The 15,442-nt window shown below is 44.8% G+C and carries 20 protein-coding genes and 1 pseudogene; 8 read left to right on the top strand and 13 right to left on the bottom strand.

All coding sequences use genetic code 11. From position 1 onward, the window contains the following. Positions 1-151: 151 nt before the first annotated feature. The 3 genes from OTK50_RS05875 to OTK50_RS05885 all read right to left on the bottom strand — a co-directional run bounded on the left by OTK50_RS05875 (position 152) and on the right by OTK50_RS05885 (position 2,456). Complete coding sequence (locus OTK50_RS05875; RefSeq protein WP_032873313.1) at positions 152-1,285, bottom strand: conserved virulence factor C family protein; 1,134 nt, start codon at positions 1,283-1,285, stop codon at positions 152-154. Positions 1,286-1,353: 68 nt separating this feature from the next. Next, positions 1,354-1,962, bottom strand: a complete 609-nt coding sequence (locus OTK50_RS05880; RefSeq protein ID WP_044802178.1) for an HD domain-containing protein — start codon at positions 1,960-1,962, stop codon at positions 1,354-1,356. A gap of 11 nt (positions 1,963-1,973) precedes the next feature. After that, on the bottom strand, positions 1,974-2,456 hold the full coding sequence (locus OTK50_RS05885) for a glutathione peroxidase (RefSeq protein WP_007409521.1): 483 nt from the start codon (positions 2,454-2,456) through the stop codon (positions 1,974-1,976). A 283-nt stretch (positions 2,457-2,739) separates the two neighbouring features. On the opposite strand from OTK50_RS05885, the gene metA reads away from it, so the two are divergent. From metA to cspD, 4 genes and pseudogenes are all read left to right on the top strand, one after another. Continuing rightward, positions 2,740-3,645 (top strand): homoserine O-acetyltransferase MetA, encoded by a 906-nt coding sequence (metA, locus tag OTK50_RS05890; protein WP_003153608.1) that lies wholly within the window; start codon positions 2,740-2,742, stop codon positions 3,643-3,645. A gap of 224 nt (positions 3,646-3,869) precedes the next feature. Next, the gene (locus tag OTK50_RS05895; RefSeq protein WP_032873307.1) at positions 3,870-5,012 is read left to right on the top strand and encodes a diglucosyl diacylglycerol synthase; all 1,143 of its coding nucleotides are present in this window, start codon (positions 3,870-3,872) and stop codon (positions 5,010-5,012) included. Positions 5,013-5,107: 95 nt separating this feature from the next. Continuing rightward, positions 5,108-5,219 (top strand): annotated as a pseudogene (locus OTK50_RS05900) (hypothetical protein); the annotation flags it as partial. A 15-nt stretch (positions 5,220-5,234) separates the two neighbouring features. Further along, positions 5,235-5,435: a cold-shock protein CspD gene (gene cspD, locus OTK50_RS05905; protein WP_003230776.1), complete on the top strand. Its 201-nt coding sequence runs from the start codon at positions 5,235-5,237 to the stop codon at positions 5,433-5,435. Positions 5,436-5,488: 53 nt separating this feature from the next. Here the strand turns inward: cspD and OTK50_RS05910 are convergent, their stop codons facing one another. Then, positions 5,489-5,671 (bottom strand): hypothetical protein, encoded by a 183-nt coding sequence (locus OTK50_RS05910; RefSeq protein ID WP_003153585.1) that lies wholly within the window; start codon positions 5,669-5,671, stop codon positions 5,489-5,491. A gap of 160 nt (positions 5,672-5,831) precedes the next feature. On the opposite strand from OTK50_RS05910, the gene OTK50_RS05915 reads away from it, so the two are divergent. After that, positions 5,832-6,089, top strand: a complete 258-nt coding sequence (locus tag OTK50_RS05915; RefSeq protein WP_224223621.1) for a DUF2564 family protein — start codon at positions 5,832-5,834, stop codon at positions 6,087-6,089. A 26-nt stretch (positions 6,090-6,115) separates the two neighbouring features. Here OTK50_RS05915 and OTK50_RS05920 read toward each other — a convergent pair whose 3' ends face one another. Together OTK50_RS05920 and OTK50_RS05925 are read right to left on the bottom strand one after the other, a co-directional pair. Further along, positions 6,116-6,298, bottom strand: coding sequence for a zinc-finger domain-containing protein (locus OTK50_RS05920; RefSeq protein WP_003153581.1), 183 nt, complete (start codon positions 6,296-6,298; stop codon positions 6,116-6,118). A gap of 2 nt (positions 6,299-6,300) precedes the next feature. Next, positions 6,301-6,972 (bottom strand): ribonuclease H family protein, encoded by a 672-nt coding sequence (locus OTK50_RS05925; RefSeq protein ID WP_224223622.1) that lies wholly within the window; start codon positions 6,970-6,972, stop codon positions 6,301-6,303. Between the two features lie 81 nt (positions 6,973-7,053). Between OTK50_RS05925 and OTK50_RS05930 the strand changes: the two genes are divergently transcribed. From OTK50_RS05930 to sspL, 3 genes are read left to right on the top strand one after another with little or no spacing between them, the layout of a single operon-like run. Beyond that, positions 7,054-7,734 (top strand): queuosine precursor transporter, encoded by a 681-nt coding sequence (locus tag OTK50_RS05930; protein WP_012117815.1) that lies wholly within the window; start codon positions 7,054-7,056, stop codon positions 7,732-7,734. A 6-nt stretch (positions 7,735-7,740) separates the two neighbouring features. Beyond that, positions 7,741-8,133: a reverse transcriptase-like protein gene (locus tag OTK50_RS05935; RefSeq protein ID WP_174737814.1), complete on the top strand. Its 393-nt coding sequence runs from the start codon at positions 7,741-7,743 to the stop codon at positions 8,131-8,133. Between the two features lie 51 nt (positions 8,134-8,184). Further along, positions 8,185-8,313 (top strand): small, acid-soluble spore protein L, encoded by a 129-nt coding sequence (sspL, locus tag OTK50_RS05940; RefSeq protein ID WP_003153575.1) that lies wholly within the window; start codon positions 8,185-8,187, stop codon positions 8,311-8,313. 5 nt (positions 8,314-8,318) lie between these two features. On the opposite strand, the gene OTK50_RS05945 is transcribed toward sspL, so the two are convergent. From OTK50_RS05945 to OTK50_RS05975, 7 genes are all read right to left on the bottom strand, one after another. Then, positions 8,319-9,206 (bottom strand): 5'-3' exonuclease, encoded by an 888-nt coding sequence (locus tag OTK50_RS05945; RefSeq protein WP_224223623.1) that lies wholly within the window; start codon positions 9,204-9,206, stop codon positions 8,319-8,321. A gap of 94 nt (positions 9,207-9,300) precedes the next feature. Continuing rightward, positions 9,301-9,444: a hypothetical protein gene (locus OTK50_RS05950; RefSeq protein ID WP_003153570.1), complete on the bottom strand. Its 144-nt coding sequence runs from the start codon at positions 9,442-9,444 to the stop codon at positions 9,301-9,303. Positions 9,445-9,520: 76 nt separating this feature from the next. Beyond that, complete coding sequence (locus OTK50_RS05955) at positions 9,521-9,778, bottom strand: YpbS family protein (RefSeq protein WP_012117818.1); 258 nt, start codon at positions 9,776-9,778, stop codon at positions 9,521-9,523. Between the two features lie 67 nt (positions 9,779-9,845). Next, entirely contained in the window at positions 9,846-13,424 is a 3,579-nt protein-coding gene (locus OTK50_RS05960) for a dynamin family protein (RefSeq protein ID WP_266121841.1), read from the bottom strand. 183 nt (positions 13,425-13,607) lie between these two features. Continuing rightward, positions 13,608-13,703, bottom strand: coding sequence for a Fur-regulated basic protein FbpC (gene fbpC, locus OTK50_RS05965; protein ID WP_025284905.1), 96 nt, complete (start codon positions 13,701-13,703; stop codon positions 13,608-13,610). A gap of 72 nt (positions 13,704-13,775) precedes the next feature. Beyond that, positions 13,776-14,282, bottom strand: a complete 507-nt coding sequence (locus OTK50_RS05970) for an isoprenylcysteine carboxyl methyltransferase family protein (protein ID WP_224223625.1) — start codon at positions 14,280-14,282, stop codon at positions 13,776-13,778. Further along, positions 14,282-15,382, bottom strand: coding sequence for a type III polyketide synthase (locus OTK50_RS05975; RefSeq protein ID WP_266121842.1), 1,101 nt, complete (start codon positions 15,380-15,382; stop codon positions 14,282-14,284). Before OTK50_RS05975 ends, OTK50_RS05970 begins: the two co-directional genes overlap by 1 nt. Positions 15,383-15,442 lie beyond the last annotated feature (60 nt).

A 15,442-nucleotide genomic window follows, 5' to 3' on the forward strand; every position in this document is an offset into this window, starting at 1 on the left:
CTTTTCTATTCTTTCTGTATTTCGATAAAAACCCTCCAACAATTAATATTGTACTTACTATATAGAGTTTTGAATCATTTTTCAACAATATTCTAAATAATTTTTATAAAAAGTGAATTCAAATAAAAAAGGTGCATGGCGCACCTTTTTGTTATAACTGTTCTTTTTTTCTGCTTTCAGTCATCTGTTTCCAGACTGAACCTTTCGCCTCTTCTCCGTGCTCAATCCGTTCAATCGCCATTTTGACTTGCAGGCTGACTTCGAATTCCGGATCGTCTTCCGCCGCTTTTAATGCTTCCAGCGCGCTTTCATCGCCGACTTCATATAAAAACATGGCCGCGCGCCAGCGCACGAGCTTACTTGAGTCACTGAGCGATTTCATCATGGCCGGGATGGCGCTCGCATCGCCGAGATCCGACAGACAGTCACCCGCCGTCCTTCTGACCGTCACCGTTTTGTCTTCAAGCGCTTTGTATAACAGCGGAAGCACAGACGGTTTTTCGATCATTCCCAAATAAACGACGGCTTGTCTTCTGATCGAAGTCTTCGGATCATGCAGCGCCTTTTCCAATACTGGTAAATCGTCTTCATCCGGATCCATTTGCTCAAGATGGGCATAGCGCTGTTTCCAGTCTTCATCATCAAGCATCTCCAATGTCACTTTATAAGCTTTCCGCTGCACTGCCGGTTTGGCCTCACCCTTTTGCTGTGCGGCTGCTTCTGTCAGACGTTTGAGCCGCTCATCACTGTAGGCGGCCTGAAGCTCTTCTGTGACATCGTGTCCGATTTCGGTAAAATCCCCGAAGCGCACGCCTTGTTCTTTCCAGGCCCGCTCAAATACAACATTTGAAGCTTCGGAACGCAGCTTTAAGATGGCTTCTTGGAAACGTTCCGGAAGGCCGAAGCGCTCTTCACGTTCGCCGTCCGTCAATTTGACCTGCATCGGGATTCCGCTGAACATTTGTACGAAAACCTTCACTTCACCGAACGATTCCTGTTCAGAACGGCTCTCAGACTGCTCCGTATGTTCCATTCCGAAGGCGGAACGGACCTGAGGCAGAATTTCCTTCCAGTCAAAACGGGCGTTTCTCTCCACAGCCAGGAAATCGGCAACGTGATAAACGCCCTTTACTCCTTCAATGTTTAAAATATCACGTACGACAGCCGGAGCATCATCTGCCTGATCGGGCTTGTAATTGTTGCTTTTCCCTGCCGGAAGCTCTTCAGTCAAAATCACTTTCATCGTGTTCGGACTCGGCGTCGGTTCTATTGATTTAATCTTCATATTGGTCCTCCTATGCGCAATCTGACACTTATTCTAACATAGTCGGCACAAGCGTTCTATTGCGCCGCTCAGCTTTTGCAAATGCCGGCCTCTTTTTGGATACGGGCGGCGAACTGCAAAAGAAATTGATGCCGCTCCTCTGCTAAACCGGCCCCCGCTTTTGTATTCATTAAGCCTTTAAGCTTGATTAATTTATCCTCTATATGGGCCAGCACACTTGTTTGAGTTCCGTACATCGGGTGACCCTTCGCGCCGGCAAACATAAAAGCCCTGCCGATGCCCGCTGCGCCGATCGCATCAAGCATGTCTGCATCCTGAACAACTTTCCCCTCCAATGAAAGCGGCCGCTTTTTCAGCAGTTCCCTGTGTCTGAATGACATTCTCGTGATAATATCCGCGATCTCCTGAATGGAGCCAGCCGCGATGTTGAAAGCAGCCAGCCGTTCTGTCACTTCGCCTGCCGTCAGCCTTTCGCTTTTTTCGAGCTTGGCGTCAATCAGATCATGAACCAGCGCGGCCGTCTCAGTGATAAATAAGTCGGCGCCTTCTTCTTTTGCCATATAAACAGAAAGTGTTGCGACCCGGGAAATATGAAGCCAGTCATGACCCGTCCGTTCATTAATAAGCTTTTCTCTGACCCAATTCCTGACGCTTTCCAGCTGCTCTTTTTCGTTCACCGTATCACCTCTTATCGGGCCAAAAGCCTCTGCACCGTATCTTCAAGCTCTTTTGGGTTGACGTTCGGTGAAAAACGCCCGGTGACTTCACCGTTTCGGTCCACGATAAACTTAGTGAAATTCCATTTGACCGCTTTTGTGCCGAGCATCCCCTTCGCCTGTTCCGTCAGATATGTGAAGAGAGGATGAGCGTCTGCTCCATTGACATCAACTTTCGCAAACATCGGGAATGTGACTCCGTAGTTTTTCACACAGAACTCTTGAATTTCAGCTTCGTTTCCAGGTTCTTGGTTCATGAATTGGTTGCAGGGAAATCCCAATATTTCAAGACCTTCCTCCCGATATGTATCATAGAGCTCCTGAAGCTGCTTGAGCTGGGATGTGAACCCGCATTTGCTTGCTGTATTCACAATGATCATCACCTTACCTCTGTAAGCCGATAGCGTCATGTCTTCGCCTGTTATGGTCCGTACGTTTATATCGTAAATTGTCATCTGCGGCCCTCCTTTTTACATTCTTCATTTATTTTACCTGTTTTACACTGCAAAACAAACGGAAACCGCTTTTTCCTTCCACTTAACGGAAAACGTTTTTTTCGAGGAACCAAACGGCTCTTTACCCGTCATAATAAAGAGCCGCTCCGAATTTATGCCCATTTGCCGCTTTTATCCTTGTCATTATGCGTTAAATGCGGTTTATTACGCCGGGATGGATTGAAAAATGGCTTAAAAATTTCTATAATGAAGAAAATTAACGGGGAATAACGGAGGTGGCATGTTGCCTATTAATATACCAAATCACCTGCCCGCTAAGCAGGTGCTTGAAAGTGAACACATCTTTGTAATGGATGAAAGCCGGGCTTTTCATCAGGATATCCGGCCGCAGAAGATCGTGATTTTAAATCTGATGCCGAAAAAAATCCAAACGGAAACCCAGCTCCTCAGGATGCTTGGGAATTCACCTTTACAAGTTCACTTTACGTTCTTAATTCCGAGCACACATACTCCAAAAAATACGGCAAGGCAGCATCTGGATGAATTTTATACGGATTTTTCCAGCATCCGCCATAAACGGTTTGACGGAATGATTATTACCGGGGCTCCGATTGAGCACCTGCCGTTTGAAGATGTTTCTTACTGGGAAGAATTGAAGGAAATCATGGAATGGAGCAAAACGAACGTCACTTCAACCCTCCATATCTGCTGGGGCGCTCAAGCCGGTTTATACTATCATTACGGCATTGAGAAAGTGGAGCTGCCGAAAAAAATCTTCGGTGTGTTTGAGCATACCGTTCTTAAAAAACATGAGAGATTGGTAAGAGGATTTGACGAGCTATACTATGTGCCCCACTCACGGCATACAGATATTAATACGGAGCAGCTGCAATCGGCTTCGGATCTGGATGTGCTCAGCGTTTCAGAGGAAGCGGGGGTCTGTTTAATCGTTTCAAAAGACGAAAAACAGATTTTCTTAACGGGTCATCCTGAATATGATACCGATACGTTACTTCAGGAGTATGAGAGAGACATAGAGAGAAATCTTTCAAACGTAGAAGCTCCTAAGCACTATTTTGCGCCCGGCGGGAAAGAACCTGTTAACCGCTGGAAAGCTCATGCAACGTTATTGTTTATGAATTGGCTGAATTATTACGTATATCAGGAAACCCCGTATGAATGGGATTAATTTTTGTTTTAAGTGATACGGTGACAAAAATATGATAAAATACTCTTGATTCAGTATGCGTATAACAAAACTTTAAAATAATGGAACATATCAATTAAATTTAGTTTAAATATGTTGCCGCGCTTATTATAAAATGATGCACTTGTGTTATGTTTATCTATAGACAATAACTCCTTACGATGCATGAAGCTTGCTTGTTGTTGATTACATTGAGGTGAATTTACTTGAATACCAATAAAAAAGTATTAATTTTGACTGCAAATTATGGAAACGGGCATGTTCAAGTGGCCAAAACGCTCTACGAACAATGTCTGCGTCTCGGCTTAGATGTGACGGTTTCCAATTTGTATCAAGAGTCAAATCCGATTGTTTCAGAGGTTACTCAATACCTTTATTTAAAAAGCTTCTCAATCGGGAAACAGTTTTATCGTTTGTTTTATTACGGAGTTGACAAAATCTATAATAAACGCAAATTCAATATTTATTTTAAAATGGGAAATAAACGTTTAGGCCAGCTCGTCGAAGAGCATAAGCCGGACATTATTATCAATACATTTCCGATGATTGTCGTACCGGAATACAGACGGAGAACCGGAAAAGTGATCCCGACGTTCAACGTTATGACCGATTTCTGCCTTCACAAAATCTGGGTTCATGAAAATGTTGATAAATATTATGTCGCCACAGATTACGTGAAGGAAAAACTGATTGAAATCGGCACTCACCCGAACAACGTAAAGATCACGGGCATTCCCATCAGGCCTCAATTCGAGGAATCGATGCCGAAAGAGCCGATTTATAAAAAATACAATCTCTCTCCCGACAAAAAAGTTCTTCTTATTATGGCGGGAGCGCATGGTGTGCTGAAAAACGTAAAAGAACTGTGCGAAAATCTCGTTCATGACGATCAGGTGCAGGTTGTGGTGGTATGCGGCAAAAACAGCTCGCTGAAAGAATCCCTCAGCAGCTTGGAAGGTGACAATGCCGACCGGCTGAAAGTACTGGGCTATGTAGAAAGAATTGACGAGCTGTTCCGTATTACGGACTGCATGATTACGAAACCGGGCGGCATCACACTGACGGAAGCGACGGCGATCGGCGTACCCGTTATTTTGTACAAACCGGTTCCCGGACAGGAAAAGGAAAACGCCATTTTCTTTGAAGATCGCGGTGCGGCTGTCGTGGTCAACCGCCACGAAGAAATTTTAGAGTCTGTCACCTCCCTTCTCGCGGATGAGGAGAAGCTGAACCGGATGAAGGACAATATTAAAAGCCTTCACCTCCCTAACTCCTCTGAAGTCATTTTGCAGGACATTATAAAAGAATCTGAACTGATGGCCGAAAAGGCGGATATGGCATTATCGTAAGAGAAAAGCACACGGACAGATTCGTGTGCTTTTTGTTTTTTTCCGGATAAGCTTTGGCACTGGAAAAATAAAGATGAAAAATAGAGAGCGGCCGCTTGACGCCCGCTCCCATATGGTGTATAGTTGAACCATCATTTAACAACGTAAACATACGTACGGTTGAATGATGACAAAATTTTTTTTAGCACGAAGGTGCTACAGTACTAGGAGGAATTAAGCAATATGCAAAACGGTAAAGTAAAATGGTTCAATAACGAAAAAGGATTCGGCTTCATCGAAGTTGAAGGCGGAGACGACGTATTTGTTCACTTCACTGCTATCGAAGGAGACGGATACAAATCATTAGAAGAAGGACAAGAAGTTTCTTTTGAAATTGTCGAAGGTAATCGTGGACCTCAAGCTTCTAATGTTGTAAAACTCTAAACTCAATACATGTTGATCAGATGACACAAATAGAGGAGAGGCGTATGCCTCTCCTATTTGATTGCCGTCTGAATCTCAATTGCGACAAGATTCTGCTTGCAGCGCTGCTCGATTTCTTCAATTTGTTTCTCCATTGACGGCATTCCTTTTTTCGCCATTTCCGCTAAACTTCCCAAATCACCGTATATTTCTTTAAATGTCTGCTGAAGGATTGTTTTTAAATCATTATCATTCACGGCTGGTTTTTCCCTTCTCTCCCAAGATACCCTGAATAATAGTAATTAAGCCCTAATTAATCAGGTTCAATAGTTATATCGGCTCATTTTATATATTTTTTCTATTTTCCGTACATATTTCTAAAAAAAATCTCCAAACTATTTGCGGAGGTGTTTTTTAATGGACTCTGAATTTTTTCCAAACGGACTGACGGATAAACGCCAGCTTGAATTAGCGGTAGAAACGGCCCAGAAAACAACGGGAGCGGCTACCCGGGGCCAAAATTCAACTTTGGTGGAATCTGCTTACCAGGCGATTCAGGATGCCAGAACGATGTCACAATCCAGTGAACTGCAAGCTCTCGACCAGGATTTTCTGCAAAAGCAGCAAATGCTTCTCGACGATTGCCAGCATCAGCTCGATGAATTCGAAAAATAAAACCGCAGAAACTGCGGTTTTATTTTTTATTGATTTGTCAGCACCTTGCCGTAGGCTTTCAGCTTCTCCCCCACCGTGCATTGGTTGATGCAGAAAGAATGAGCGTGCGTTTTTCCAAACTCTTTGCGAAAATGCTTTTTTACGAAACAGTCTTTGCAATATTCATCCTGAAGCTCAGTCAATTCTTTATAAATGCTTTTTTTATCCAATATCAGTCATCTCCGTTACCTTCTAATGTTATGCGGCTTTCAATCTGCCGGTCCAAGAGAATTTTTCTGGCAAGGTCATCCGCTTCTTGATTTTCCTTTCGGTTTACGGTTTCATATGTCGGTGTCAGCTTTAAGGATTCGAGCAGCGCTTCAATTTTATCCAGCCATTCGTTTTGCGTTTCATCATAGCACGGCCAGCTGCCGTCAAGCTGATGTAAAACGACGAGGGAATCCCCTCTTATCGTGATTGAATTTCTGCTTGCGCCAAGTTCCTGCACTTCCTTAAGGGCTTCGTACAAAGCGGCATATTCCGCCTCATTGTTCGTCTGAAGCGTTAAGCTTTTGTTTTTCCGTATGCGGTGCCGCTTGCCGCCGAGAGAATAATACACGACAATTCCGAGTCCGGCGCGTCCGCTTGTTTTGTCAAAGCCGCCGTCGAAATACACTGTAATGTCGTCAGGTTCGTCCGCAAGCTCTTCAGTAAGCTTTTCTAATTCTTTAAGCGTCCAGCTCGCGCCTTTTTCATCCTCAAAATAAATGTCTTTTATATAAGGAAAGCGGCTGACTTCTCTTGCAAGCATGCGCGCTTTCGGAACGGTCAGCCAATCTTCGGAAAAAAACGCGACAGGGCCTGTTCCTTTTGCTTCTATTTCGATATACGGCTTAAGATTCATTGAAATCACCTTACCATTCATTAGTTGACGGGCGTGTGCTATAATCAAACCATTCTCAAATTGAAAGGAAGTCAGCAGGTTTTGTTTAACGATGTGTTATGGATCTTATTTGCGGTCATTCATTTTATCATTGTTCTTCTGTTTTATAAAGGATTTGGCAAAACGGGCCTATTCGTATGGATCGGTTTCGCCACGGTGTGCGCCAACTTGCAGGTTGTCAAAACAGTCGAGCTGTTCGGGCTTACGGCGACACTGGGAAATATCATGTACGGCACCGTTTTCTTCGCAACAGATGTGCTGAATGAAAAATACGGTCCCAGGGAAGCGCGCAAAGCTGTCTGGCTCGGGTTTTCCACTCTGCTCGCTTTGACATGCGCCATGCAGGGAGCTCTTTTATATAAACCGGCTGCGTCAGATATCGCACAGCCGGCCCTTGAGACGATTTTCGGTTTTCTGCCGCGTGTTGCGCTCGGAAGCCTCTTGGCTTTTATTTTCAGCCAAACGATAGATGTTTATGTATATTCAGCCATTCGGAGAATCTTTCCTTCAGATAGGCTTCTCTGGCTCAGAAACAGCGGAAGCACGGCGCTCAGCCAGCTGCTGGATACATTTATCTTCACTGCCGTGGCCTTTATCGGCGTTTATTCCGCGGGAGTATGGTTCAGCATCTTCATTTCAACTTACCTGATTAAATTTGCGGTATCACTCATTTCTGTCCCTTATGCGTATGCGGCAAAACGAATGACACCGAATGGAGAGTGACGGATGATGCCCGCTGAAATTTATGTAGACGGTGCAAGCGCCGGAAACCCGGGCCCGTCCGGTATCGGTATTTTTATTAAACATGACGGGAAAACAGAATCTTTCTCAATTCCGATCGGCGACCATTCAAATCAGGAAGCTGAATTTCTCGCTTTAATTGAAGGAATGAAGCTGTGTGCCGCCCGCGGATTTGAGTCCGTGTCATTCCGGACGGATTCGGATATCGTGGAGCGGGCCGCAGATCTTGAAGCGGTTAAAAACAAGGCTTTCCAGCCGTTTGTTGACGAAATCACCCGCTTAAAGGCCGGGTTTCCATTGTTTTTCATTAAGTGGATTCCCGGCAGACAAAACCAAACAGCCGATCAGCTCGCAAAAAAAGCGATTCGGCTGAATAAATAACCGGAATGAAATTGCGTCTCACTGTTCATCCTACAAATGAGGTGAACAGCTATGAGAAAAGAAAATAAAGGCAGGCTGACCGGGGGCGTGAATCCTCAAGGAAATATGGAAGGAAATGCGCATAAAGACCCGAAATCAGCCCTTGAAAACAACGCAAAAAAAAGCAATACTAAACGCTAGAGGGATCAGCTGATCTCTCTGGCGTTCAGCTTTTCGAGCATCCTTTCAATTCCTTTTATCTGATGACGTCTGAGCATGAATGCCGCCTCTTCCATCTTCAATGAAAAAAGCGCTTCTTCAAGCGTACAGACTAACGGCACCTCGCAATGTATTTCAGCAAGCTGCCTTGACAGCTCCAATTCTTTCAAGCTTTGCTGAATTTTCGTTTGCTGGCCCTTCGGCAAGAGAGCGAGGCTTTCTAATAAGCGGTCTATGTTTTGATATTCACGGATCAGCTTGTACGCCGTTTTTTCCCCGATCCCTTTAACGCCGGGATAGTTATCGCTCGTGTCTCCCATCAGCGCCTTAATGTCAATCAGCGCTTTTGGCGGAACTCCCGTTTCTTCTCTGAATATCTCATCTGTATATACCTTATAATTGCCGATACCCTTTTGCAGCAGAGCCACCTGAACTTGTTCATTCAGCAATTGAAGCAGATCTTTATCACCCGTTACAATCGTAATTTCCGCTTCCCCGGAAAATAGAGCAGAAAGCGTACCGATACAGTCATCCGCCTCATAGCCTTTTATGCCGATGTTTAAAAAACCGAGCTCTCGCGCTGCTTCTTTCGCTAGATCAAATTGCGGAATCAGCTCTAGCGGCGGTTCGCTTCTGTTGGCTTTATAATCTTGAAACAAATCATTACGGTACGTTTTGCTTCCCATATCCCAGCAGCAGACAACATGTGTGGGCTGAAACGTATCAACCGCCGTAATAAGATGCTTTAAAAAACCGTTGACTCCGTTTGTGGGAATTCCGTTTTCATTTATCATAAAATTGCGATGAACGGCCGTCGCGAAAAACGAGCGGAACAAAAGCGCCATGCCGTCAACGAGCAGTAATTTATTATTCATATATCGATACTCCTTTTTATTCAATGTTCCTATTTTACCAAAGAAGGCGGTAAAAAAACAGCATCCCCCCATTTGGAAGATGCTGCCGTCACGTTTACTCACCGTGTCTTTTATTGCTTGCCATCAGCTTTTCAGCTTCACGGCCGGCATAAGAATCAAATTTCTGTCCGAAGCCGTTTTTCTTTTTGGCATTGTTATTCTGCTGAGCATTTCTGTTTCCCAGTTTTGTTCTGCCCATGGTCATATCCCCCTTTAGAGAAGATACGGATAGTATGTACAGCAAGCGCTGATGACACACGCGGCAGGTTCATCCATTACTGTCTGCTGACGAATTCTTTCACCATCTCTTCACTTACGAATCGTCTTTGCGGCACGATGCCCTTTTTCGCCAGCTGGTTCATTTTTGCGGTGATGCCATTGATGGCATCTGTCGTGAACGGTTTATTCTGTCTGCATTTTACAATGGCTTCTTCAATGGCCTGTTCACGCTCATAATCAAGCTGTACAAATGTTTTGACATGCTGATGCTGTTTTGCGGAATGTGCTGAAATTGCTTTATGGACTTCTGACATAAAAGGTTTCATCTCGCTTTTTTCATTTTAGTCTACCACGACTGTTATCTGCCCGCCAACCGGATTTTTAAATTTTCAGCATTTCATCTTTCTTTTTCCATGCTTTTTCGGCTTCGTAAAGGTGTTCAATTTCCCTTGCACTCGTATTTTCCGCAAGACCTTGTAAATAAGTGTCCCGCTGCTCGCGGATCTGGGACAGGCTTTTATCCGCCATGTCTTCTTGCAGACGGCGCACCTGCTCAGTATATCGCTCTGAAAGGCTTTCTTTCTCCTGTTCAAGCCACTTTTCTGTCACTTTTTGCAGGCTGAGCCTGAGCCCTTCTACAAACGCTGCTTTTCCGTTCTGTTCAAAAAACTGCTTCGGTGATTTAACTTCCTTTACGTGATGTGAGAATGCTGAGACGTCAATGACCGGAGCGACCTCTTTCAGCTGGACGGCAAATTCGTTTTCACCGCTGACATAAATGGAGAAATCTCCGTCTTCCATAAGCTTCTTCTGACAGTTTTCCATCCATTCCTCAGTCATATGGCGCTCAATAAAACCGGTCATCCGGATATCGAGCGTTTTCAGCTCTTGAATATATTCAAAACGGAATTCCTTGAGCGCTTCATTCAGCGCCGCTGATATATTTTGTTTCCAATCACCGTTTTGAAGGCCCGGATGGAAGGCGGTTTTCAGCATATCATTCGCATAAAACGTCAGGCGATGTTTAATGTGATAGAGCTGTTCTTCCGTATCTTTCATCACTTTTCGAATGATGACCTCAGACGTACGGCGCTTTGAAATGTCAGCGAGAGCTTTTTCATAGGAAGACTCCAGACGCTGTTTCTTTTTCTCTTTTTCTTCTGCCGACTGGTGAAGAGATTCGTGAAGCTGTTCCACCATATCGCACAATTTGTCCGCCTCTGTTTTCAGCTGGGCGCAGCTCGCCCTCATTACATCTTCTTCAATAAAGTGCTCAAGCCCGGTTCTTACATCAGAGAACCTGTTATAAAAAGCTTCTTTTTTACCCGCAAGCTCTTCTTTACTTGAGACATGATATAATTTCGGCTGGTTAATTCCCTCTTTTGAGAGTTCTGAGCGGACATAGTCTTTGACGGTTTCCAGCTCGCTTTCGGTTTTGGCCAGATCGGCGGCGTTAATGACAAAAAACATTTTATCCATGCCGAATGATTCTTTGACGAGGCCGAGTTTCTTCAGAAAAGACCTGTCTCCTTTTGAAAAAGAATGCTGATAGTACGTCATATAAAAGAACGCGTCAGCATCTTTTATATATTGAAAGGCAAGCTCCGTATGGCGCTTGTTTATACTGCTTGCTCCCGGCGTATCAACAATAGTGATGCCTTTTTGCGTGAGAGGCGAATCATAATACACGGTGACTTCTTTTACGCAGCAGGCCGTTTTTTCTTCGGCTGCGTACGGTTTTAAATCTTCAACCGGCACCGTCAGTGTCAGCCTTTGACGGATCTGTTCTTCGTACGTATCAAACGCCTGCAGCATCGTGTGAATCACCGGGATGAGTTCATCCGGAACTTTTCCCTTTTTAATGGCATAGTTCCATCTCTCTTTCAGTGAACGCCCTTTTACATCAGCATCTTTCAGCTCAGTCAGCTGAAGCATTTCAGCGTCCAGCTCCTCCTCCGTTTTAAAAACGATCTCCGCAGATTTATGCGGTTTGCCGTCTTGCGGTTTCGTTATTTTGTTGATCGTAGCCGTTGTGGGCGTCGGTGATGACGGAAGCACGTATTCACCGACAAGCGCATTTGCAAATGATGATTTACCGGAACTGAATCCGCCGAATAACGCCAAGGTAAACTGGCGGTTTTCAAGCCGATCAATCCTGCTTCGAAAGGCTTCTGCCTGTTTTCCTAATATGCTCGAGGACTCAAGAATCCCGGCAAGTTCATAGAACCGATCAGTCTGCTCTTTTATAGAAAGTTCCTTCATCGCATTTTTTTCGGGCTTGCTTACTTCATGCTGTACAGCCTCTTTTGGTTTCTTTTGGACGGGCGCTTTTGCAAGGCGTTTTTTTCGCGTATACCAGTCGCCGCTTCCCGTATCACAGGTCAATTCTTCTTCCCACAAAGCGCGGACTTGGGCTGCTTTTTCCAAGGCATTGCGTTCTTCTTTTGCCGATTGCGCGAGCTCATCCCTTATTTTCTTTTCTTTTTCGAGCCGGTTTTTCAAGTTCTCAATGAGCGGTCCGTTTTTTGTCTGAACATAAGCGGTCAGCTCCTCAATGAGTTCCGCTGTCTGTCTTTTGGCTTCCCTTCTGATCATTTCAGCAAGGTCTTTCGTATAAGTTAATACGTATTCAGATGAAAAGGCCGCTCCCTGCTTAAGGGCCTGAGCGGTGATATCATCAGAAAGCGGTGTGCGGTACGCCTGGATTTTCTTGATCAGTTCGTCCGAATCCGCTTCATACCGCTTGGCCGCTTTTGTAAATGTGTCGATAATATGCCAATCCGCTTCCCCTTCCGTTCTATTTTTAATAGCGGCAAAAAATTCAGCACGCCTTCTTTCTTTCTCCTGAGCCGTTTTCGCTTTTGAAAAGAATAATCCGGTTTTAAATGAGGGCTGCTGTGATTCAATATAAGCAGATGCAAGCTCCCTCATCTCAAAGGGTGTCAGATTAGCGTTTTGCAATATGTTCTGCACGTCTTTTCTGATGTCTTTCTCTGCTGTTTCAGCCTGTTGAACGGCTTTTTTAAGCTCACCTTCAACAGAACGGACAAGTGCTTCTTGTTTGTCAAACTGCTCTCCGCTGCCGTTTTTATCATCTTTTACGAGCATCTCTGTATGCTCTTTGACTAAGTGTGCAACTTTTCTCTCCGTTAAGGACCATAAATTTGTTTTTGCCTGCTGTTTCAGCTTCTGCAGATGTTTTTTCAGCTGTTCCATGCCGTTTAAAGGATGGTCAGGCTCAGTGACAGACGTAAAGAAAAGCGATTCTTTCGGTATTCCCGCGCCTTCAAGCATATCTTCCACCTGCCTGCGGTACTCTTCAAACTTCGTTTCAGTTTCATCATGTCTGTCAATTTGGTTGACGATCAGAAACAAATTCGGAATACGGTCTTTGATGGAGCTGAGAAACAGCATATTTTCTTCTGAATGAACGTGATTATAATGAACGACGTAAAATAAAGTGTCAGCCTGATGCAGGACCGAAGCCGCCGATAAAAAATGCGCTTCGTCCGTCGAATCAATTCCCGGTGTGTCGATGTAGGCCGCATAAGGCTCTGACTCCTTAAAGCCGGCATAGACTTCCACCGTTTCAATTTGCTCACCGTCTTTACAGAATTGCTGCACTTGTTCTTTATCGTAACTTCCTTTAATTTCTGCATAAGCCCCGTCCGTCGTATGAAGCACGACTTTATCTTCACCGTGCCGGATGACAACGAGGTTGGCGCTTGTGGGAATCGGGCTTGTCGGCAGTATGTCTTCACCGAGCAATGTGTTTAATAAAGAGGACTTTCCGGCCGAATAATGCCCGGTGAACGCGATATAAACCTCTTCATCAGCCGCTTTTTTCATAATGGCCGCGAGCTGATCGGCCCGTTTTTTATCCTGATGATCCAAAAATTGTGCGTATAAGGCACCCGTTCTGCTGAAAATCTCCCTGTTATGGCGTTCTTCTTCTGTCATGTGTCTTTACCCCTTTGTGTCTGTCGCATCAAATGACGTTTTTCATTTTTAGAAAGCTCTGAAAAAAACCTCTCCCCCATTTTACACAAGAATGGCTCACTTTTCTTCAGGAAACGCAAAAAAGCCGCCGATATCGGCAGCTGATAAAGAAAAAACACCCGCGGCAGGAAAAACCGCAGATGTTTATGAAGACATCGATTTATTCGAAACTTTTTTCAATACGAAACCAATTAAAACACTGTATGTACAAACGGCTGCAAATAAAAATAACATAGTCATTTTCGGCACCACCTTGAATGAGAATCATTTTCACATTTACATCTTATCATGAGTGAGAATGATTTTCAATCTCTATTTTGCGGTGTTTTCTTCTAGCGCTTTCTCTTCGGCGCGAATCCTCACAGTGAGCATGCAGGCATTGAGAATCGAAAAGAGAAACAGTGTCCAATACGCTCCGTATAACAGCGGCAGAAAAATAAATTCTAAGATGACGACCGCGTAGTTCGGGTGTTTCATCCACTTATACGGCCCCTTTCTGACAAGCTCCGCATCCGGCACGACAAGGATTTTCGTATTCCAATACCGCCCTAATGATAATAGCGCCCAATACCTGATCCCTTGTACAAATAAAATAATACATATAATGGCGGTCCACCTTGGAGAAGGCGTTTTTTGAAACGCCGCCACCTCAGCTGTAAGAGAGACAAAAAAGAGCACGTGCATCAGGACGAGAAAGTGATAATGTCCTTCTCCGTATTCGACTGCGCCTTGCTTTTTCACCTTTTGCTCATTGCGCCGGGCCACGATCATCTCCGCAATTCGCTGGGCCGCAAGCAGCATGATAAACAGCCAAAACATTAAGAGGCCCCCTTTTCCCAGCTGAACAGCAAAAGCTCAGACGAAAATCCCGGCCCGAGAGCGCCGATCAGCCCTTTTTCGTTTTCTTTCTGCTGTCCGTGGAGCAACTGTTCTTTTATCACATGAAAAATAGTTGCGGAAGACATGTTCCCGTGTTTTTGCAGCACCTTCCGAGATGCCGCAAGCTGCCCGGTGTCCATTGAAAGACTCGTTAAATAGGCGTCAATGACCTTTTTCCCGCCGGGATGGGCAAGAAAGGTTTTAATGTCGTGAGGACTGACGCCATATTCAAATAAAAATTCATCAACATTGTCCTTCAGCCACTGTGAAACCAGGGTGGGAATATCTCTTGAAAAAATGACTTGAAAACCGCTGTCGGTGAATTCCCAGCCCATCACATCTTCCGCATCCGGCATCATCACCGATTGAGTGGCGAATATCCGCGGAAGAAGCGGCTGTTTGACTTCGTTTCGGTTCGCCTTTTCTCCTCCGATTAGTACTGCGGCAATTCCGTCCGCAAACAGGGAAGTTCCGATTAAGTTGCTTTTTGACTTGTCGTTCGGCTGAAACGTTAAGCTGCAGAGTTCAGCCGCGATGACAAGCACGTATGCTTCAGGATACGCGCGGCAGTATTCGTACGCCCTGGACAGGCCGGCCGCTCCGCCCGCGCATCCTAAACCCCAGATCGGTATCCGTTTTGTTTTCGCAGAAAACGGAAGCTGATTCATCACTTTCGCTTCAATGCTGGGTGTCGAAAGCCCGGTGCTGGAAATAAAAAAGATCGCATCCACTTTTTCATATGGAAAGGGATTTGTTAAACAATCCGGGTTTGTTAAACAATCAAGTGCCGCATCCGCACTATGCTTGACGGTTTCTTCCGTATACAGCCGGTTTTTTTCTGAAAAACCCCGTGCCGTTTTATACCATTCAATCGGCCGGACAAACTGCCTTGATTCAATTTCACCGTTTTGAAAGGCTTTTAACAGCCGGTCAATATCCTTAAATGAATCGGCAAACATCCCTCTCGCAAAATCCGCCGCCGTTTCTTGCGAGACATGATACTTCGGAATGCTCGTTCCGACCGATAACACATATGCCATGACCATCACCTCTTCACATAAAGGTTTCCGCTTTTTTCCTGAATGTATGCATAAGTGTGA

Origin of the sequence: Bacillus sp. NEAU-CP5 (genome assembly GCF_026420705.1) — a bacterium.
GTDB lineage: Bacteria > Bacillota > Bacilli > Bacillales > Bacillaceae > Bacillus > Bacillus velezensis.